Source organism: Methylosarcina fibrata AML-C10 (assembly GCF_000372865.1).
GTDB lineage: Bacteria > Pseudomonadota > Gammaproteobacteria > Methylococcales > Methylomonadaceae > Methylosarcina > Methylosarcina fibrata.
This window is the reverse complement of the sequence record NZ_KB889965.1, coordinates 1,511,608-1,530,381: the sequence shown is the minus strand read 5'-3', so window position 1 is coordinate 1,530,381 and position 18,774 is coordinate 1,511,608. Positions and strand designations below refer to the sequence as shown.

The 18,774-nt window shown below is 54.9% G+C and carries 21 protein-coding genes and 3 pseudogenes; 14 read left to right on the top strand and 10 right to left on the bottom strand.

Annotation, left to right across the window (positions count from 1 at the left end; all coding sequences use genetic code 11):
• Positions 1 to 151 precede the first annotated feature (151 nt).
• Together trkA and A3OW_RS0107340 are read left to right on the top strand one after the other, a co-directional pair.
• Positions 152 to 1,552: a Trk system potassium transporter TrkA gene (trkA, locus tag A3OW_RS24345; RefSeq protein ID WP_033412240.1), complete on the top strand. Its 1,401-nt coding sequence runs from the start codon at positions 152 to 154 to the stop codon at positions 1,550 to 1,552.
• Between the two features lie 102 nt (positions 1,553 to 1,654).
• Positions 1,655 to 3,112: a TrkH family potassium uptake protein gene (locus A3OW_RS0107340; RefSeq protein WP_020562782.1), complete on the top strand. Its 1,458-nt coding sequence runs from the start codon at positions 1,655 to 1,657 to the stop codon at positions 3,110 to 3,112.
• Positions 3,113 to 3,162: 50 nt separating this feature from the next.
• Here the strand turns inward: A3OW_RS0107340 and A3OW_RS0107335 are convergent, their stop codons facing one another.
• Both A3OW_RS0107335 and xseA read right to left on the bottom strand, forming a co-directional pair.
• Positions 3,163 to 4,890, bottom strand: coding sequence for a DUF885 domain-containing protein (locus A3OW_RS0107335; RefSeq protein WP_157385820.1), 1,728 nt, complete (start codon positions 4,888 to 4,890; stop codon positions 3,163 to 3,165).
• A gap of 129 nt (positions 4,891 to 5,019) precedes the next feature.
• Complete coding sequence (gene xseA / locus A3OW_RS0107330; protein WP_020562780.1) at positions 5,020 to 6,471, bottom strand: exodeoxyribonuclease VII large subunit; 1,452 nt, start codon at positions 6,469 to 6,471, stop codon at positions 5,020 to 5,022.
• 77 nt (positions 6,472 to 6,548) lie between these two features.
• Between xseA and A3OW_RS24340 the strand changes: the two genes are divergently transcribed.
• Positions 6,549 to 6,947 (top strand): hypothetical protein, encoded by a 399-nt coding sequence (locus A3OW_RS24340; RefSeq protein WP_157385819.1) that lies wholly within the window; start codon positions 6,549 to 6,551, stop codon positions 6,945 to 6,947.
• Positions 6,948 to 7,110: 163 nt separating this feature from the next.
• Here A3OW_RS24340 and A3OW_RS0107320 read toward each other — a convergent pair whose 3' ends face one another.
• The gene (locus A3OW_RS0107320) at positions 7,111 to 7,362 is read right to left on the bottom strand and encodes a DUF2171 domain-containing protein (protein ID WP_020562778.1); all 252 of its coding nucleotides are present in this window, start codon (positions 7,360 to 7,362) and stop codon (positions 7,111 to 7,113) included.
• A 148-nt stretch (positions 7,363 to 7,510) separates the two neighbouring features.
• On the bottom strand, positions 7,511 to 7,945 hold the full coding sequence (locus A3OW_RS0107315) for an NUDIX domain-containing protein (protein WP_020562777.1): 435 nt from the start codon (positions 7,943 to 7,945) through the stop codon (positions 7,511 to 7,513).
• 188 nt (positions 7,946 to 8,133) lie between these two features.
• Here A3OW_RS0107315 and A3OW_RS25915 point away from each other — a divergent pair, with 188 nt between their 5' ends.
• The 6 genes and pseudogenes from A3OW_RS25915 (at position 8,134) to A3OW_RS0107290 (ending at position 11,868) form a co-directional block, all read left to right on the top strand.
• Positions 8,134 to 8,331 carry a hypothetical protein gene (locus A3OW_RS25915; RefSeq protein WP_456297476.1) on the top strand — a complete coding sequence of 66 codons (198 nt, stop codon included), beginning with the start codon at positions 8,134 to 8,136 and terminating at the stop codon, positions 8,329 to 8,331.
• Positions 8,261 to 8,440: a hypothetical protein gene (locus A3OW_RS29225; RefSeq protein WP_456297480.1), complete on the top strand. Its 180-nt coding sequence runs from the start codon at positions 8,261 to 8,263 to the stop codon at positions 8,438 to 8,440. The genes A3OW_RS25915 and A3OW_RS29225 overlap by 71 nt, the downstream gene beginning before the upstream one ends.
• A gap of 66 nt (positions 8,441 to 8,506) precedes the next feature.
• Positions 8,507 to 8,668, top strand: a pseudogene (locus A3OW_RS27000) (helix-turn-helix domain-containing protein); the annotation flags it as partial.
• 77 nt (positions 8,669 to 8,745) lie between these two features.
• Positions 8,746 to 10,218, top strand: coding sequence for a Mu transposase C-terminal domain-containing protein (locus A3OW_RS0107300; protein ID WP_020562775.1), 1,473 nt, complete (start codon positions 8,746 to 8,748; stop codon positions 10,216 to 10,218).
• Positions 10,211 to 11,149 carry an AAA family ATPase gene (locus tag A3OW_RS0107295; RefSeq protein WP_020562774.1) on the top strand — a complete coding sequence of 313 codons (939 nt, stop codon included), beginning with the start codon at positions 10,211 to 10,213 and terminating at the stop codon, positions 11,147 to 11,149. The genes A3OW_RS0107300 and A3OW_RS0107295 overlap by 8 nt, the downstream gene beginning before the upstream one ends.
• A gap of 155 nt (positions 11,150 to 11,304) precedes the next feature.
• Positions 11,305 to 11,868 carry a recombinase family protein gene (locus A3OW_RS0107290; protein ID WP_020562773.1) on the top strand — a complete coding sequence of 188 codons (564 nt, stop codon included), beginning with the start codon at positions 11,305 to 11,307 and terminating at the stop codon, positions 11,866 to 11,868.
• A 250-nt stretch (positions 11,869 to 12,118) separates the two neighbouring features.
• Here A3OW_RS0107290 and A3OW_RS0107280 read toward each other — a convergent pair whose 3' ends face one another.
• The 3 genes from A3OW_RS0107280 to A3OW_RS0107270 are packed head-to-tail and all read right to left on the bottom strand — an operon-like array spanning position 12,119 to position 14,161.
• Positions 12,119 to 13,231, bottom strand: a complete 1,113-nt coding sequence (locus A3OW_RS0107280; protein WP_020562771.1) for an alpha/beta hydrolase family esterase — start codon at positions 13,229 to 13,231, stop codon at positions 12,119 to 12,121.
• 40 nt (positions 13,232 to 13,271) lie between these two features.
• Positions 13,272 to 13,802, bottom strand: a complete 531-nt coding sequence (locus tag A3OW_RS0107275) for a carboxymuconolactone decarboxylase family protein (protein ID WP_026223395.1) — start codon at positions 13,800 to 13,802, stop codon at positions 13,272 to 13,274.
• 32 nt (positions 13,803 to 13,834) lie between these two features.
• Positions 13,835 to 14,161, bottom strand: coding sequence for an EthD family reductase (locus A3OW_RS0107270; RefSeq protein ID WP_020562769.1), 327 nt, complete (start codon positions 14,159 to 14,161; stop codon positions 13,835 to 13,837).
• Between the two features lie 124 nt (positions 14,162 to 14,285).
• On the opposite strand from A3OW_RS0107270, the gene A3OW_RS0107265 reads away from it, so the two are divergent.
• On the top strand, positions 14,286 to 15,158 hold the full coding sequence (locus tag A3OW_RS0107265) for a LysR family transcriptional regulator (protein ID WP_020562768.1): 873 nt from the start codon (positions 14,286 to 14,288) through the stop codon (positions 15,156 to 15,158).
• Positions 15,159 to 15,189: 31 nt separating this feature from the next.
• On the opposite strand, the pseudogene A3OW_RS28510 reads toward A3OW_RS0107265, so the two are convergent.
• Positions 15,190 to 15,324, bottom strand: a pseudogene (locus tag A3OW_RS28510) (IS256 family transposase); the annotation flags it as partial.
• Between the two features lie 182 nt (positions 15,325 to 15,506).
• On the opposite strand from A3OW_RS28510, the pseudogene A3OW_RS25910 reads away from it, so the two are divergent.
• Positions 15,507 to 16,396: pseudogene (locus A3OW_RS25910) on the top strand (IS481 family transposase); the annotation flags it as partial.
• A 32-nt stretch (positions 16,397 to 16,428) separates the two neighbouring features.
• On the opposite strand, the gene A3OW_RS29220 reads toward A3OW_RS25910, so the two are convergent.
• Both A3OW_RS29220 and A3OW_RS25905 read right to left on the bottom strand, forming a co-directional pair.
• A complete protein-coding gene (locus tag A3OW_RS29220; protein WP_456297475.1) occupies positions 16,429 to 16,620 on the bottom strand; it encodes a KfrB domain-containing protein in 192 nt (63 codons plus the stop codon).
• Positions 16,559 to 16,795: a KfrB domain-containing protein gene (locus A3OW_RS25905; RefSeq protein ID WP_232422343.1), complete on the bottom strand. Its 237-nt coding sequence runs from the start codon at positions 16,793 to 16,795 to the stop codon at positions 16,559 to 16,561. The genes A3OW_RS29220 and A3OW_RS25905 overlap by 62 nt, the downstream gene beginning before the upstream one ends.
• A gap of 90 nt (positions 16,796 to 16,885) precedes the next feature.
• Between A3OW_RS25905 and A3OW_RS0107245 the strand changes: the two genes are divergently transcribed.
• Genes A3OW_RS0107245 through A3OW_RS0107235 form a run of 3 tightly spaced genes read left to right on the top strand, consistent with a single transcriptional unit; the run spans position 16,886 to position 18,772 of the window.
• Positions 16,886 to 17,377 carry a CDP-archaeol synthase gene (locus tag A3OW_RS0107245; protein WP_157385818.1) on the top strand — a complete coding sequence of 164 codons (492 nt, stop codon included), beginning with the start codon at positions 16,886 to 16,888 and terminating at the stop codon, positions 17,375 to 17,377.
• Positions 17,378 to 17,435: 58 nt separating this feature from the next.
• Positions 17,436 to 18,188: an endonuclease/exonuclease/phosphatase family protein gene (locus A3OW_RS0107240; RefSeq protein ID WP_020562764.1), complete on the top strand. Its 753-nt coding sequence runs from the start codon at positions 17,436 to 17,438 to the stop codon at positions 18,186 to 18,188.
• 29 nt (positions 18,189 to 18,217) lie between these two features.
• Positions 18,218 to 18,772, top strand: a complete 555-nt coding sequence (locus tag A3OW_RS0107235) for a CDP-alcohol phosphatidyltransferase family protein (protein WP_232422341.1) — start codon at positions 18,218 to 18,220, stop codon at positions 18,770 to 18,772.
• Positions 18,773 to 18,774 lie beyond the last annotated feature (2 nt).

The window sequence follows — 18,774 nt, the reverse complement described above, 5'->3', positions numbered from 1 at the left end:
CATAGGGCGCTAACTCATTGAACGAAGTGATAGGTGATAAGGCCGCCTTTTTCCTGATTTGTGGATTTTTTCTTTTAGGTTAGAATATTACGATTTGCCGGCGATAAAGTGGCACGGTTTTCTTTTTTTCTTTAATGCGGCCTTTGTTTTAATGAAAATACTTATTCTGGGTGCGGGCGTTACCGGTTCGGCGGTTGCCGAGGCCTTGGCGAGCGAAGAGAACGACATCATGGTCATCGATTTCAAGCCGGAACTCCTGGATGGGTTGAAACAGCGCTTCGACATCGGCACGCTGGCCGGGAATGCGGCGCATCCGAGCGTGCTCGAGCAGGCCGGAGTCCATGATACCGACATCGTCATCGCGGTAACCGACAGCGATGAAACCAACATGCTGGCCTGCATGATCATCAATGCCTTGTACAGCCGTCCCAAGACGATAGCCAGGGTGCGGGCCATCGATTATCTGAAAAATCCCGATCTGTTCGGACCCAAGGGCATTCCGGTCGATTTCGTTATCAGCCCGGAGCAGATCGTCATGGAAGCCATTCACAAGCTGGTCGAATTTCCGGGAGTTCAGCACATTTCCGATTTCGCCGGCGGCCTGGTCCGCTTGTTTTCGGTGAAAGTGACGTCCTACGGCTTTCTGACCGGCAAAAAGATCCGGTCGATCAAAGAACGCCTGGCCGACGCCAAAATTCGCGTCGTGGCCATTTTCCGCAGCGGCAAACCGTTGATCGTCAACGGCTCCGCCGTGATCGAGGCGGGCGACGAAGTGTTTCTAGTGGCGCCGCGCGAAGAAGTCCGGCGGGTCTTGAAAGCGCTGCATAAACTCGAAGCGCCGATAAAACGGGTGATCATCGCCGGCGGCGGTCACGTCGGCAAGCGTCTGGCCCTGGCTCTGGAACAGGACCACCAGGTCAAGATCATCGAGAAAGATCCGAAACGGGCGAACAAAATCGCCAATGACCTGGCGAAGACGGTCGTATTGGTCGGCGACTGCGCCGATGAGACCTTGCTGCTCGACGAATCGATCGGCAGCGCCGATCTGTTTTGCGCCGTGACCGACAACGACGGAGTCAACATCATTTCGGCATCGCTGGCGAAAAGCCTGGGCGCGCGCAAGGCCATCTGTCTGCTCAACCATAAATCTTACAATAAATTATTGAAAGACAGCGACATCGACGTCGCCGTGATGCCCAATCAGGAAACCCTGGGCAGCATCCTCAAGCACGTGCGCAGCGGCGACGTGGCCCAGGTTTGTTCGTTATGCGGCGGCACGGCCGAGGCGATCGAGGCGATCGCCCATTACAGCAGCGATCAGAATTTCGATTCGGTGGTCGGACGACGGGTAGACAGCATCCATTTTCCGTCGGGCATCGTCATGGGGGCATTGATCCGCAACCAGGAAGTGGTTCCGATACACCACGATCTGATCTTCGAGGAGGGCGATCACGTGGTGATGTTCGCGATGGACAAAAAATTGGTCAGCAACATCGAACGGATCTTTCAGCCTTTCGATAAAAAACACAAAGCCGGCGTCGACAGCGTTTAGCGGAGCTTTCGAGGCTCTCGATTTTCGCCGGCCGCCTCCTGTGCCAATGCCGATGTTGCGTCTTTCCGGTCTACCATTCTCATTTTCCTTGCATCTACATTCATGAATGCCTTTTTAACTATCGTCCATATTTTTGGTCTGGTCGTCATGGGGTTCAGCGGCTTGATGTCAACCTGCCTGTTGACCTCGGCCATTGCCCAGGACGGGGCGACCCAGGCTTTTTGGGATGGCACTTTAATCACTCTGTTATTCGGGGCGTTGCTGTTTTTTTCGACCTGGCAAGTTCCCAAAAAAGTGTCGAGACAGACCGGATTCCTGCTGGTCGCGATTACCTGGTCCCTGACGCCGGTCTTTTGCACGTTGCCGCTGTTGATACAGTTCCCCGAAATGGGTTTTCTCGATGCTTATTTCGAAGTCGTTTCGGGGCTGACCACGACCGGAGCAACCGTGATGTCCGGTCTCGATCAGTTGCCGATGTCGATCAATCTGTGGCGGCACGAACTGAACTGGATCGCCGGCATGGGCATCATCATTTTCGCGGTGGCGATTCTGCCGATTTTGGGCATCGGCGGCATGCAGTTGTATATCGCCGAAACGCCGGGCTCGGTCAAGGAATCCGATTTGCCCCCGCGAATCGCACAAACGGCGAAAGCGTTGTGGATGGTCTATGCCGGCATCTCGATCGCCTGCATTCTCGGACTCAAATTGGCCGGCATGAGCTGGTTCGATGCGATTTGTCACGCGTTCGCCGCGATGAGCCTGGGCGGCTTTTCGACCCATGACGCGAACGTCGGCTATTTCAATTCGCTGCCGATCGAAATGGTGTTGACCTTCTTTCAACTGGTGGCTGCGATCAACTTCGCCACGCATTTCGTCGCACTGCGAAAATCCACCTTCAAGCCCTATAGGGTCGACATGGAAGCACGCAGTTTCCTGGCTCTGGTGCTGGGCAGTTGCGTGCTGGCGGCTTCGGTGCTGTGGCAGAAAGGCACGTACCCGGATTTTTTTACCGCGCTGCGTCACGCCACCTTTAATCTGGTGACGATCGCGACCGATTGCGGCTTCGCCACGCAGGATTTCAGCCAATGGCCGATTTTCGTGCCGATGTGGATGCTGTTTTTGAGCTGCCTTTCGGCGTCTTCGGGTTCGACCGGAGGCGGCATCCGGATGATCCGTACGATCATTCTCTTGAAGCAGTCGCGGCTGGAACTGTTCAAGTTCATTCATCCGAATGCGGTGAAATCGCTGAAAATAGGCGACAAAGTCATCGGCAACGAGATCGTGACGTCGGTCACCGGCTTCATCTTCATGTATTTTATCTGCATCGTCATCCTGATATTCATGCTCTTGCTGAGCGGGATGGAATTCGTCACCGCCTTGAGCGCGATCATCGCCTGTTTCAATAACGCCGGTCCCGGTCTGAATGAAGTCGGCCCGGCGACGAATTACGCCAGCCTGACCGATTACCAGACCGGCGTCTGCATCTTTGCGATGCTGCTGGGCCGCGTGCAGATTTTCTCGATTATTATTCTGTTTTTGCCGGAGTTCTGGCGGAAATAGCAGGTAATCATCCGTAAAAGTCCCGGCTTGATGAATTCGCTGCAAATGGATCAAAGATCTGATCCGCTGCCGCCGGCTAGCATGGTCTTTCGCACTAAAGGGATCGGCGGAGCACCGTAAGACAAAAAGGCATCGTGAAAAGCCTTCCATGCCGTTTGTCCGCCTCGTGTTGCGGTCCAGTCGTCCCGGAGTTTACGAATCATCAATTTACCCAAGGTGTAATTGAGATAGGCGGGATCGGAAGTGCCGCGTGCCGCCTGTTGCCGCGCATTGCCTTCATCGCGGAACGCCAGTTCCCGAAACATCTTTTCGGAAGTGGCCACGGTCATTCCCTGGGTATGCAGGCCGATTGCCGAGAGAAAACGAACATTCCGTATCAGCGCGTTGATCAATTGACCGATATGCGTTTCGGCATCTTCGGCATTCAAGCCGGCCTCCCACATCAACTCTTCCGCATAATGCGCCCAGCCTTCGGAGAAAGCATAACTGCCGAATAACTGGCCGAATTTCGAGTTCGCCCGATGGGCGTGCAATCCTTGCAGAAAATGGCCGGGCCACACCTCGTGAACGGAGATAAAAAGCAGATTCGCCTTGCCGGGCACGTAAGCCGCTTGTTCGGCCGGGCTCCAGGCCGGGTCCGGCGGCGCTACATAATAGATCGAAGACAGCTTGTGTTCGAAGGGTCCCGGAATGTCGATATAGGCTAAATTCCAACGGTTGAAAGGCGGGGATTCGGCCACGGCAGCCTCCTCCGGAGACGCGATCGAGACAAGATTTTTTTCGGCCACAAACGCTTTCAAAGCAACAAGCTGCCGGCGCGCTTCGGCGACGGCTCCCTCGGGCGGTTTCCGCGATTCAACCTCTCCTACGCAAGCTTGAACCGAGGCATTGGGCGCATAGCGCTTACAGGCGTCACCGAGCGCTTCGAGATTGCGTTGGAGATCCTCGCGTCCCGCTTTTTCCAGGACAGCCAACGGTAAATCGACGCCTTCCGTAGCCTTGAGCATTTGCTGAAAACGCGCTGCACCCAGGGCGAAGTCGTCGGTTGCCTGCGCGCGCTGGTGCTCCATCCAGGCCGTTAACTCCTGCATCGACTTGGCCGCCACGGGAATTGCCGAATCCAGTGCTTTCTTCAATTGTGGATCGGTGACCGCAGCAAAGGCCGCTTTGGCATCCTTTTCGTAGAACTTGGCGAGACCGCCGAATACTGTCTTACCGAGATCGATATAGGTCCTAGGAAAAGGCGGCCGCAGATTGGCGCGGATTTGCGCGACCGCTTTGGGAATGTTTTTGGCATAGTCGATAAAAGCCTGTAGCCGCAGTTCGGCCGGAGCATAGGGACGGCTTACGTACACGCTGGGATCCAAGGCCGGGGAATAGAATAAAGGGTTTTTGTAGGGCTGGTCTGCGGTTTGCAGCCAGAACAATTTCTCGTCGATTACCGCGAGCAGGTATTGACGCTCGAAGCGTTGGGATGCCTTCAGTTTGGCGTCCCGGTATCGGGCGGCTTTTTTTCGTTCGGCTTTCAGCCACTGTATTTCCCTAGTCAAATCCGCCGGACTCCAGCCGGGCAATTTGCCGTCGAATTCATGGCGGCCGGCATTGACTGCGAAAGACGGGTGCAAAACGAAATAGCTTTCGATGAATTGATCAACGAAGACGTCCCAGGGGGAGAGCCTCGATTTTGCGGAGATCGGCATCGCCATCAAAAGGAGTCCCACCGCCAGAACGCCTGTTGCCAGGCTCCGTACGCATTGATAACACCAGAAACGAGCCATCGCGAACCTCTCTTTTTCTTTGAAATTCATAACATAAAATGGTTGGACGGCCGAGCAGCCTCGGTGGAGTAAAACGGAATCGAGGGTTTTTCGGCTCCGATTCCTCGATTACACTTCGTTACATCGAGGCTACTTGCCGAGATCGTTCATGTCCGGCTCGTTTCGAACGAATGTTTGAAACTGTCCGGTGATATCCGGAGTTTCATAAAACGGTGAACATTTTTCAATGGCCGTCACCCGGCTGGTAAACTGCCCGTCGGAGACGCGGGTTCGGACGCTGTCGCCTACCGCCAGTTGCTCGGTCGAACGGACGAGAGCGCCGTCGGGCTGGCGCACGGCCAGCGCATACCCCCGATTTAAAGTGGCCAGCGGGCTGACCGCATGCAGGGTCCGGCTCGATTTCGCCAGTTGTTGCCCGAACCGGTCCAGTTGGCAGCGCATGGCGGCGGTCAGTTTTTCGCTTAGATAGTGTTGCCGCTGCCGGTAATTCTTGAGGGCGTTCTTCGGATTGAATTGCCATAAGGCGGCGATTCGGGCGTCCAGAACGCTGCGCTGGTGCAGCATTTTCCGCTGCATGGCCTGCCCGAGCCTCAATTCCAGTTCTTCCATGCGCAGCTTATTGCGGTTCAATTTTTGTCCCGGATGCTGCTGATGAAGCCGTTTGTGCAGCCAGTCCAGCGATTGCTGTTTTTCCCTGAGTTTTCTTTTGAGTTGCAGCTCAAGCCGTCCTTCCAGAGCCTGATAGCGGGCCAGCCATTGCTGTTGATCGGGCGTGGCGTGCTCCGCGGCCGCGGTGGGCGTGGCGGCCCTGAAGTCGGCGGCAAAATCGGCGATGGTGACGTCGGTTTCGTGGCCCACGCCGGAAATGACCGGAATCCGGCTGTTGAAAATCGCCCGGGCCACGATTTCTTCGTTGAAAGCCCAGAGATCTTCCAGCGATCCGCCGCCGCGCGCCAGAATCAGCACGTCGCACCGATCGTGCCGGTTGGCGGCTTCGATGGCTTTGACCAGTTCGACTTTGGCGTTTTCTCCCTGTACGGCGGAGGGATAAATAATCACCGGTATCGCGGCGAAACGGCGTTTCAATACGCTCAGGATGTCCCGGATCGCGGCTCCCGTCGGCGTCGTCACGATGCCTATGGCTTGGGGCAGGGCGGGGAGGGGTTGCTTGCGGGCAGGATCGAACAGCCCTTCCTGAGACAGTTTCAATTTCAGGGCATCGAAGGCTCTTTGCAGGAGGCCGTGGCCGGCTTCTTCTATGGCCTCGACGATCAATTGATAATCGCCGCGGGGCTCGTACAGGCCGACTTCCGCGGTGACGATGACCTGCTTGCCGTTTTCCGGTCTGAATCCCAGCTTCCGCTGCTGGTTGCGAAACATCGCGCAGCGTATTTGCGCGGTGGCGTCTTTCAGCGAGAAATACAGATGGCCGGAAGAGGGCGCGCTCAGGTTGGATATTTCTCCTTCGACCCGGATCGTCCGGAAATACTCGCCCAGCAGCAGGCCGGTTTCACGGTTAAGCTGGCTGACAGAATAAATTCTGCTCCGGTCTTCAGGCAGGTCGGCGGTCAATGCTCTCATGGTCCATTCGTTTTATTCAGTGGGAATTCAGCGGACGGGTGCTATTTTACAGTCAACTTCAACAGTGGAGAAAAACCGTGAAACACAACACAATAATCGCATTGATTGCCGGCTTATTGTCGATGGCTTCGGCCCATGCCCATACGAACGGTGATTACCCGCAGTATGCGTCGCATTATTATAATACTCCGGACCGTGTGGATAAAAGACAGTACCAACAGCAGCAGCGTATTGCGCAGGGCATCGAGAGCGGCCGGCTCACGCCGAGGGAGTGGGCGAAACTGGATCGACAGCAGGATAAAATTGCGCGCCTTGAAAACCGCTTTAAAAGCGACGGCTGGTTAAGCCGCAAGGAAAAGCGGATATTGAACAAAAAGCTGAATGCGGCCAGTCAGCATATCTACCGTTTAAAACACAACGGCCGTCAATATCCCGTCCTTCCTTCTTATTACGTGGATAACCGCCGTTTCGATTGATCTAGAGCATTTTCATATCGTTTGCAAGGGCGAATTCGTTCGCTTGGTGGGTTCATCGAAGGCGAATACCCTAAAGGCACGAGTGAATTCGCCCTTGCTGGAGCCGTACACGGAAACTGAAAATGCTCTAAAAACCGTGTTCAGCCCGTGCCGATAAACGGGCTCAGGCTTGGGGCATTTCGCTCGGCGGCGTATCCGACCATTCGCGCATCGCCTGATTCCCTGGACGATCTACGTTAACCTGTCCGTCTTCGACCGAAGTTACCCAGTTTAACGGAATATAATGGTGCTGGCCGCTCTGATCCTTTTTCAACTTGATGGTATTCGAACCTTCCATATGATCGACGGTGGCAAATTGGCCGCCTTCGGAACAGACCACAGGCATATCGGGTTGGATCTGGTTAGTTTGAATCATGGTTTTCTCCTAATCGATGATGAACAATCGGTTAAGAGAATATGCGCAAAATCCGAACCTTTCGGTACGTTAACGCACATTGCGGGAATTCCGAACGGACGATCCCCGCGCCGAGCGGCCTTTTTACGGGCGGAGAATATCGAAAGGGTCAGCGCAGAGGCGCGACGTTTCCGGTGGCCAGATAATGTTCATAGTCCTTCAGGACCTGAGCGTGATCGAAGGCCAGTTCGCCGGGCAGGGTGTCGAACGTAAAAATGCCGCAGTGCTTGGCGTCGTCGGCCGCCTTCGGCATCCCTTTCGCTTCGGCCAGATAAACCGCGGTGACGGTATGGTTGCGCGGGTCTCTAGCCGGATTCGAATAAATGCCCAGCAGAATCTTCAGCCTGACGTCGAGGCAAACTTCTTCTTTCGCTTCGCGCACCGCCGCCTGTTCCACGGTTTCGCCGACGTCGACAAAGCCTCCGGGAATGGCCCAGCCCAGCGGCGGATAGGCGCGTTCGATCAGTATGAACGGCCGTTCCGGCAGGTCGATCAGTTCGATCAGTATGTCGGCAGCAAGCAAGGGCGTAACGGGTATGGGCATGGTTTTTTCCGGACTGTTGAGGGAAGTGCCGCCGGGCCGTCGGAAAATTCCGGCTCGTATCCGGCCTGCGGCAGAGTTTCCGGCAAAGGATAATCAAGCCGACGGCTTTAATCAACTGCTTACCCGGCAAGATGCCTCAAGATCGTTCGAACCCAGCTCTTCGGACAACTGGAAAATGCGGCGGTGCTATGATGGCGGCCGACAAGATCGAAGAAACCATCAAGGAAATCGCCGTCAAACACGGCATCGTCGTGGTCCGAGGCGATCCGATCTTGATTCTGCACATCATCAACGAGCGGTTGATGCGGGACAGCGCTGCCGCTCAGCAGGAAATCCTGGCTCGCTTCAAGGAAGAGCTGGAAGTCCGTCCACCGATGGAGCGATGACGCCAAAAACAAAGCGGAAAGAACGCTCAACGTCACCATCGCCGCCAGCAAAGAGACCATGATGAACATAATGTGGAATAGTTCAGATTTGATCGGACACCGCGCTTGAAAAGAGCGAGGGTTACTGGTGAGATAGAAGTGTCTGCTTATTATCACACCATGAGAGGTAACCCTCATGCTTGAGAATAACGTAAGAATCATCAAACATAAAATCGGCTTGCTGAATCTGGCCGAAGAACTCGGCAATGTCGCCAAAGCCTGCAAGACCATGGGCTTATCGCGGGACACGTTTTACCGTTACAAGGCCGCCGTCGAGACGGGTGGGTGTAATTTTCTACATTATTTGGCATGGATCTTTAGGAATTATTTGGCGTATCATATACTGCCTATCTGTACCAAGCGGACAGGATATCGATGAGCGAACTGTCTACCTTATCAGAAGAGGATCGTCAAAAAGCATTGGCGCGGTTTCATATGCTCGAACCGCATCTGGAGGCAGGTGTGCCTCTGACGCTGGTGGCCCGCAACGCGGGCATTCCCTACCGGACGGCTCAACGCTGGGTGGCTCTCTATCACCGCTTTGGACTCGCTGCGTTGGCACGAAAAGGCCGCACGGATCGCGGTACCCGGCGTTCCCTCTCGCCCCAGCTACATAAAGTTGTGGAGGGCTTAGCGCTCCAGAAGCCGCCGCTTCCTATCGCCACGCTTTATCGTCAGGTCTATCGACTTGCTGTACAGCAGAACGAGGAGCCTCCCAGTTACGCGGTCGTCTATGCTATTGTTCGCCAACTCCCGGCGGATCTGGTCATGCTGGCCCATGAAGGCTCAAAGGCCTATGCCGATGCCTTTGAACTCGTCCATCGCCGCGAAGCCGAACGACCTAATGCCCTCTGGCAAGCCGACCACACGCGACTCGACATTTTGATCCGGCACGAGAAGGGAAAGGCCGCCAAGCCGTGGTTGACCGTGATCATTGACGATTACAGTCGGGCCATCGCGGGTTACTTCCTCTCTTTCGAAGCGCCCTCGGCGATCCAAACGGCGCTTGCGCTGCATCAAGCGATCTGGCGCAAAGCGGAGGCGAGATGGCAGGTGTGCGGCATTCCAGACGTCCTCTATACCGACAACGGCAGCGATTTTACCTCGCACCATCTGGAACAAGTCGCGGCGGACATCAAGATGCAGCTTGTTTTCTCGACGCCCGGCAAACCCCGCGGCAGAGGCCGCATCGAACGCTTTTTCGGGGTGATCAATTCGATGTTTTTGTCCGGCCTTCCCGGATACACGCCGGAAGGCGGCCTCTGCGGTCAGCCGACGCTGACGCTGCCGGAATTGGATACGAAGTTGAGGGATTTTATTCTGGGAGACTACCATCTCCGGAAGCACAGCGAAACGGGTATTGCCCCTCAATCGCGTTGGGAACATGAGGGCTTCTTGCCGCGCCTGCCCGATTCACTGGAGCAACTGGATCTTCTGTTGCTGACGGTAGCCAAAGCACGCAAGGTGCATCCCGACGGCATTCATTTCCAGGGGTTGCGCTATATCGACACGACCCTGGCCGCCTTCGTGGGCGAGTCGGTGATGCTGCGCTATGATCCGCGGGACGTGGCCGAGGTGCGTCTCTTCCATCAGGGGCGTTTCCTTTGCCGGGCCATTTGTCCCGAGCTGGCCGGCGAAACCATCCCGTTGCGCGAGGTCGTGCGGGCGCGGAATCAGCGTCGCCATGAGTTGCGCACTCAATTGCAGGACCGCAAGAAAGCCGTTGATACCTTGCTGGAACTGAAGCAGGGTAGCAGCCAAAGCACGCCTTCGGCAAACACCGAGTGCCCGCCTTCTGACAGAGAAGCGCGCGAACAGCCCGCCCTGCGCCGCTACCTTAATGAATGATCCGGCGCACTTCGTTGAGACCTTGGAATATCGGCGCTTCGCCGAGTTCTGCGAAGCCTGCCGACGTTACCGCTATGTGGGGCTGTGTTATGGGGCTGCCGGCGTCGGTAAGACGCTCTCGGCACGCTATTACGCCCGGTGGGACACGATCCGAGACGTAAATGTTTATACCCTCCCGGACGAAGAACTAAAGACACTCCTCGCTACAGGCCAACCGGATACGCTTCTTTATACCGTATCGGTAACCAGTACCCCCAAGAGTATTGAAGCGGGCCTCGCGCAGGCACGCAATCATCTCTACCAGATCGTCCGTGAACCCGTCCTTCGAGAGCATAAGGCAACGCTTGACCAACAGCGGGACCGCTATGAGGAAGCCAGGGACGCGTATTTTGCAGACGGAGACTGGTTTAACCTGTTCGGTGAGCAGAAGCCGCCGCCAGAGGCGCCGGCTTACGACGAGATGGCTCGACGCTGCGTCCAACGCGAAAAAGCCATTGTCGATCCGACCACTCTGGTGCTGGTCGATGAAGCCGATCGGCTGAAGATGGCGGGTTTAGAAACCCTTCGCGATAGCTTCGACCGCAGCCAAATCGGGCTGATCCTCATCGGTATGCCAGGGATAGAGAAACGCCTGGCACGTTATCCGCAATTCTATTCCCGCATCGGTTTTGTTCACGAGTTCCGTCCACTCAGTGCGACGGAGGTGCGTTCTCTTCTGGCAGTGCCCTGGACACCGCCTGGCGTTCGTCTTCCGCCGTTGGATGAAGAGACCACAGCCGCCATCGTACGGATTACGGGCGGCAACTTCCGCCTGCTCGGCCGACTCCTGGCGCAGACAGAGCGCATCGTGATGATCAACGAACTGCCGCACGTCAACCGTCAGGCGGTTGAGGCGGCCCGAGAGAGTCTCGTGATCGGGCATACGGGCTAGCGTACCAAAAACGTTCGTTTATGGAACACTGGCAAGCCGGGGCTGAAACAAGACGAAAATTGGCCTGATTTGAGCCGCTTCCTGTTCCACAATCCGTCCCCCTATCAATATGCCTAAACCCTCGACAAAGTGCTGACTTCTGGTACACTTGTACGATGAAAATCGGTTATGCACGGGTCAGCAGCGATGATCAGAACCTCGATCTGCAGCGAGATGCCCTTCGGCTTGCGGGGTGCGAGCGCGTATACGAAGAAAAGGAATCCGGCGGCAAAGTGGACCGGCCGGAGCTGCTTCGCCTGTTCGAAGCGTTGCGCCCTGGCGATACCCTCGTGGTTTGGCGGCTGGACCGGCTTGGCCGCTCGCTCAAGCACCTGATTGAAACGGTTGAGCAGCTCGAGACCGTGGGCGTTGGATTTCAGAGCGTCACCGAAGCCATCGATACGACCACGAGCGGAGGGAAGTTGGTCTTCCATATCTTCGCGGCCCTGGCGGAGTTTGAGCGTACCCTGATCCGGGAGCGTACCCGCGCAGGCCTCAAGGCCGCCAGAGCGCGCGGGAGACAGGGCGGACGACCGAGGTTGCTCAGTGAAGATAAACGGCGCATGGCCCAGGCCTTGCGGGACGACCCCAGCCAGAGTGTCGCGGCGATCTGCAAGACACTGGGCATTGCCAGAACCACTTTCTATCGCTACACCCAAAGCAAGAAAGTCGAAAACTGATGCGCCAAATAATGTAGAAAATTACAAGCCATGGACCGATCATAGCTCAATGCCTTTGGTTCCAACCAAGAACAGGGTAATCAACTGAATCAATAAAAACAGCAAACCCAGCACCAGTAATAATTTTTTAACATCTTTCATAACCTCACGCTCCTCCGATCTAAATGAAGACCGATATAAAATGTTATCCGTCTGCTCATTACCAAAAGCATCAATCGAAGAAAACACGATGAGAGTGAAGGGATTGGTTTCACCTGTCGGTTTTCACGGCTTTGAAAAACTCGATCATCGCTTTATTCCTACCCGGCCATTCGGGATGCGGGCCGCTGCCTTCGCAATACCAGGTTTGCACGCCGTCTTTACAGCCGCTGTAAGCCACGCACCCTTCTACGCCTTGGACGGGAATGGTATTGGGTAAAGGTTGGCCGATTTTCAGATCTTTGGCTTTTTGTTCAAGTTCGTGCCGATAATAGCTTTCCCAGCGCATGGGCTTGCCGGATAAGGATTTGCGGTCCTCCAGGTTGTACTTTTTGGTGGCGCATTTATTGCAGTTCGCCCACCATTCAATCGCTTCTTTTCCATAATTCGGGAACAGCTTGTCGCGGCGGCTGTGCATCAGCATGACCGGTATGGGCTTCACACAATTGCGGTCTGTCAGATCATCCCCACGGATGCCTACCGCGCTCGGTGCGATGGCGGCGGGTATATGCTTGGTACCGTTGAAAAAGGCGATAGCCATCGTGGTTGTGCCGCCGTCGGAGTGTCCGGTCAGAAAAACCCTCTTACTGTCGATGCACCATTTTTCTTCAACCGCTTTGGGTAGTTGGGCCAGACGCACCGCCTCTTCAGGCGATAACCTGCGGTGATCCGCATACGCGACAATAAAGCCTGCCGCCGTGGCTTCCCGGGTCAAATGGGTAAATGCTTCGGCTTCTTCCCGATCCCTGCCGGCCGGCGCATACACCACCAGTAAAGGATGGGCGATGGTATCTTTATAATTGGTGGGTGTCCTGACCGAAAAACGAATGCCGTCATCTGTTTCTTCCTCGTCGCTGGCGCCGGCCGGGCCCGGTTTAGAGCCAGGTTGACAGCCTGCCGCAGCGAGGCGATCCGTATAGTCTGCGGCCGCCGGTATCACATCTTCCTTAGCCGCTTCCACAACCTCTTCATCGGCGGAAAAGTAGGTTTTGCTCGCTCCGGTAAAACCCGCCATGAACAGACCTGCAGCCAACACGAAAGTCATCAGGGGGTCCGGCTGTTTGCTGCGCCACCTAAGCCATTCGGGTTTGAACAAACCCACCAACAAAACCACGGGCGCTGAAATAATCAATAATCTAAAAAAGAACAGGAGGAGCGTGCTCATCGACTTCACCTCGTCGGTTGATCGCAGTCAAAAGAAACAATTAATGAAGGAGGCCGACCCGTACCAGCCTGGTCACAGACAACAGCGTTGGCGAGTCGGATATTGTTTGATCGATGCCAATCCCTATGGCCAGCCGATTCATGCAGTTGACAACCGCGCACAGGCAAATTGCGTCAAGAAAGCGGCGTTCGTCCCACCCTGCCTCAAAAATGGCCTTAACATCCGCCTGAGAGATCAGCTGCGGGGTTAATGTCAGTTTTTTTACAAACTGCAGGATCGGCTTTAATTTCGTCTCCATATTCGCCCTGTCGATGTCGACTTTTAATTGGCCGAAGACGACCGCTTCAACCCCTAATTGCATGGCTGAACGCTTATGCACCTCATAGCAGAACGCCGACTGATTGAGTCCCGAGATGTAGGCGATCAGCAGTTCACCCATCCCGCGGTCTTGCGGCGAAAAACTCGCCTTGACGTTTTCCAACAGCTTCCACAACAGGATGCCGCTTCGGGGATATTGAGCCAATAATTCGGCCAGCGTGGCCATCTCCGGATTTGAAGGCAGGTAAGACATAAGAGCCCTTGGAATAATCCCTGGTAGTCCGCTTAAAAAACGAAGGTTTCGACTTCTGCAATCAGGAACAAAGGCGCCCCCCCGCTCGAAATTTCGACCGCATGCGCCGCCGTTTCCTGACCACCGGGTGACATCAGGCAGTCTTCCAACGCCGTCATGGAGGGGAAATACACTTCGGCGATCCGGTGATAAGGCGCCTGCTCCCGTCCCGGTGCCGAGGTAATCAAGTTGGCGTCAAAACGAATTTTTCCGGCCAGTTTTTCGACCGCCATCGGCACGTGTTCCTGTGCATAGCGGCGTTCGAACACGGCCACATCGGATGGTGTGGGATACATGACTATTAATTTTGCCGCTTTCATAATCTCTCCTTTCATAGCATTTGTTTATGATGTGGAGTATGATAGGATTGAAATATAAGGATTGTAAAATACAAACTGTCTATGAAAGAATAGTTTTTAACTATAATGATCGGAGCGAGCACTTATGGAACTGCACCAAATCCGTTATTTTTTGGCTGTCTGCGATCATGGCAGTTTTACCCGCGCCGCGCAATTCAGCTATATATCCCAGCCGTCGTTGACCCAGGCCATCAAAAAACTGGAGGATGAATTAGGCGGTGAATTATTCACGCGGGACCGTTCAGGATGCTTACTGACTCCCCTCGGCCGAATGGTCGAGCCTAATTTACGGAAAATATACAAAGAAACCTTGGCCACCAAAGCCGATGCGATCCGCTTTACCCGGTTGAACAGTGTTCCGCTGCGGATAGGCATGATGGAAACCGTAGGCGCACAACGGTTAGGTCCTGTCTTTGCCCATTACCGGCAAGAATTCCCCAATATCGAATTTGAACTGATTATCGGCACTGAGACCGATTTGCTGAAGCAACTGGAAGCGGATTTGCTGGATGTGGTGATCAGCGCCCCGACTCAACTCTTGGCGCCGCCTTATCAATCAACGCTACTCTATACGGAACGCTACGTCGTGGCTTTTCACAGCAACCACCGCTTTAATCGCCTGTCCCGGATAGACTTGAAAGAAATACAGACAGAACCGTATCTGGATCGGCTCAACTGCGAATTAAGGGAAAAACTCAAGGCAGTCTGCCAGGATCAAGAGATCAACCTCTACGCTTCTTACCGAAGCAACAGCGAAGACTGGATCATTAATCTGATTCGCGCCGACCTTGGCGTCGCATTGATGCCGGAGTATACGCTGCCTTTGAACGCTCAGGACGTGCAGTGCCGCTATTTAGCCAATCCTGAAATCAGCCGCCAGATTTATGCCATCGGCTTGCCGCAAAGCCGCAAAAAAACCGACATTAAGGCGTTGCTTGCCAGTCTATCCACTCTTTAACTGATTTCTTGAACCCGGTCTCCGGTCAAAGTTTGGCGACAGCTTTCCAGAGCCCCAACGCCCCGTCTCCGACAGCCAATTTCGGTGCCGTCTTCAGTCCCCGCTGGCACAAATCCGTGAGTGCATCTTCCCAGCTCGCCGACGATCCACGGTAACTGTCTCGGATAGGATAAGGCCAACAATTTTTTACGTCCTATATCCTTGGAGTCGATCATGACCCCTGCCCTAATAAAAAACATAAAAAACGAAAACAGGTCTTTTCTATTGCTACACCCAAGGCAAGAGAGTCGAATCCTGAGGCGCCAAATAATGCCAAAAAATCTGCGCCAAATAATTTAGAAAATTACAGGTGGGATTGAAGCCCTGTTCGACAAGAGCCGACGCCAGCCGAACCTGAAGAACCGAGTCGATGAAGCCACGGAACGAGCCGTATTGACCCATGCCCTGGATTATCCTGCCTACGGCCAGTCAGGGTGAGCAATGAGTTGCGCAAGGCCGGCGTGTTCGTTTCGCCCAGCGGTGTGCGCAGCATCTGGCTGCGGCATGACCTGGCGAGCTTCAAGGCGCGTTTGAAAGCCCTGGAAGCGAAGGTAGCGGAGCAAGGGTTGATCCTGACCGAAGCGCAAGTCGCCGCCCTGGAAAAGAAAAAGCAGGATGACGAAGTCAGCGGGGAAATCGAGACGGCGCATCCGGGCTATCTGGGTTCCCAAGACACCTTCTATGTCGGCACCTTTAAAGGCGTCGGGCGGGTGTATCAGCAGACCTTTGTCGATACCTACTCCAAAGTCGCCTTTGCCAAGCTCTATACCACCAAAACCCCGATCACGGCCGCTGATCTGTTGAACGACAAGGGGCTGCCGTTCTTCGAGGCGGAGCAGCTACCGATGCTGCGCATTCTGACCGATCGGGGCAGCGAATACTGTGGCCGGGCAGAAACCCACGATTACCAGCTCTATCTGGCGATCAACGACATCGAATACAGCAAGACCAAGGTCAAATCCCCGCAGACCAATGGCATCTGCGAACGCTTCCACAAGACGATCCTGCAGGAGTTTTATCAGGTCACCTTGCGCAAGCACCTGTATAACGATCTGGCGGCCTTGCAAAAAGACCTGGACGACTGGCTCGATGTCTACAATAATCAGCGAACGCATCAGGGTAAAATGTGCTGTGGGCGAACGCCAATGGCAACCCTGATCGCTGGTAAAACAGTCTGGAATGAAAAAGATCTAGGCTGAATTTAACCGGACAGACACCGCTAAAACACCAGTCACTGTCCGATTAGATTTGAATTACTACAGATCCCTGCTGATTTTAACTGCATCGGACGAAACCACAGCCTCGCCTTGATCGTTGAACTGATGCTTTTAATATTCCCGATAGCAGGTACGCTATCGAAATCATTCCGGGAATGTAGAACGAATTTCTTTTCTATTTGCTGGTATGTGGTTGCTGTCGACATGCACGATGACGCCATCGTAACGCTTTGTTTTGTCCGCTTGTTCCGCCAGATAAAGGTTGTAGATGCCGGGCTTGAGAGCGCCGGCTTTGTCCACTTTTTGATTCGTCCAGGCGCCATCTTGCTCGTTCTGGAGAGTGCGCTGCCCTATTTCGAGCCCGGAAAACCCGGTAAGCATTTCGTTGTCCAAGCGATATTGAAATTTTTCTTTAACGGACGGGTTTTAGGATAGGCTAAGAAATTCCGGGAATTCGCTCGATAGTCGGTTATGGTTTGTTGGGAATGTCTGTTTCAGGTATTAATGCTGTTGGTCGTCGCCAACGGCGCTCCGGTCCTGGCCGACCGGCTATGGGGGCGACGCTGTGCCGGGCCTATCGATGCCGGTCTGGCGCTGCCGGACGGCCGGCCCTTGTTCGGCAGGGCCAAAACGTGGCGGGGGCTCGCGGCTTCCGTCGCGATGACCGTGGCCGCTTCCGGGCTGGTCGGATGGGAATGGGCCACCGGTACGCTGTTTGCGCTCTACGCCATGCTCGGCGATTTGCTGTCAAGTTTTCTCAAGCGGCGTTTGAACCTGAAGGAAAGCAGCCGGGCCAGGGGGCTCGACACGCTGCCGGAATCGGTGCTCCCGTCATTATTGCTGAAAGAGGCTTTGGGCTTGAGCTGGAGCGATATCGCCCTGGTCGCCATGGGCTTTTTACTGATCGAGGAGTGGGGTTCCCCGATACTTTATAGGCTGCGCATCAAAAAACGGCCCTATTAGACAGCGGAAATCATTCGGTTTATGATTCGCCTATCGTCAATAGACAGGTTGGGTGCCGATGAAAGAGAAAGGATTGCGGGTGATATCTTATAACGTTCATAAGGGTTTCAATCCGGGCAACCGCAGCTTTGTCCTGCATCAGATTCGCGACGCCCTGGCGGAAGCCGACGCCGATCTGCTGTTTCTTCAGGAGATGCAGGGCGAGCACCGCCATCATGAAAGACTGATTGAAAACTGGCCCAAACTGTCCCAGTTCGAGTTTATCGCCGAAGGGCTCTGGCCTTTCTATATTTACGGGAAAAACGCGGTCTATAACGCAGGCCATCACGGCAACGCCATCCTGAGCCGTTTTCCTTTCGTCAGTTGGGAAAACATCAACGTATCGCCCTATCCCTGGGCGAGCCGAAGCGTATTGCACGGCGTCATTCAGGACCCGAAAAGCGGAACGGAAGTGCATATCGTCTGCATTCATTTCGGCTTGACCGGCAAGGAGCGGAGCATGCAGTTGACCCGCCTGTGCGACCGCATCGAAAGCCACGTGCCCCGGGACGCGCCGCTGATCGTGGCGGGCGATTTCAACGACTGGATGGGGCGGGCCGAATCTTTTTTTCACGACCATCTCGGCTTGCAGGAAGTCTTCCGCGTGACCCATGGCGGATACGCCCGCACCTTTCCTTCCTGGCTGCCGATCTTACCGATGGATCGAATTTATTTTCGCGGATTGACTCCAATCAGTTGTGAACGGCTTTCTCATAAACCCTGGCGCATGCTCTCCGATCATGCGCCGTTAGCAGCTTCTTTTGCATTATGATCGTCAAAACCGACTCTGAACAATCCAGAATGAGCATTCCCAACCTGCTGACCGGATTCCGCTTCGTCGCGGCGCCGGTCTTGTTGTGGCTGGCCTGGAACGGGCGCGGCTTCGCCTTTATGGCTTTATTGGCAGTGGCTTTCCTGACCGACGTGCTGGACGGTTTCGTTGCCCGCCTGACCCATCAGGTCAGCGATTTCGGAGCGAAACTCGACAGTTGGGCCGATATCGTCAATTATTTAACGATATCGGTGAGCTGCTGGTGGCTGTGGCCCGACATAGTCCGGAGGGAAGCGCTGTTCGTGAGCTTCATCATCGCCAGCTTCCTGCTGCCCCCGATCGCCGGATTCCTCAAATTCGGGCAACTGACCAGCTATCACACGTGGGGAGTCAAGCTGGCGGCCGCATCGGTGGGACTGACCTTGTATGTGCTGTTCCTGGGCGGGCCTGCCTGGCCGTTCCGGACGGCGGCGGTCATCTGCCTTTTGGCTGCGATCGAGCAGATTGCGATTACGCTTTATTTAGCGATACCGAGGTCGGACGTGGGCTCGATCTGGAACCTGATGAACCGGAACGCGCGCTAGCC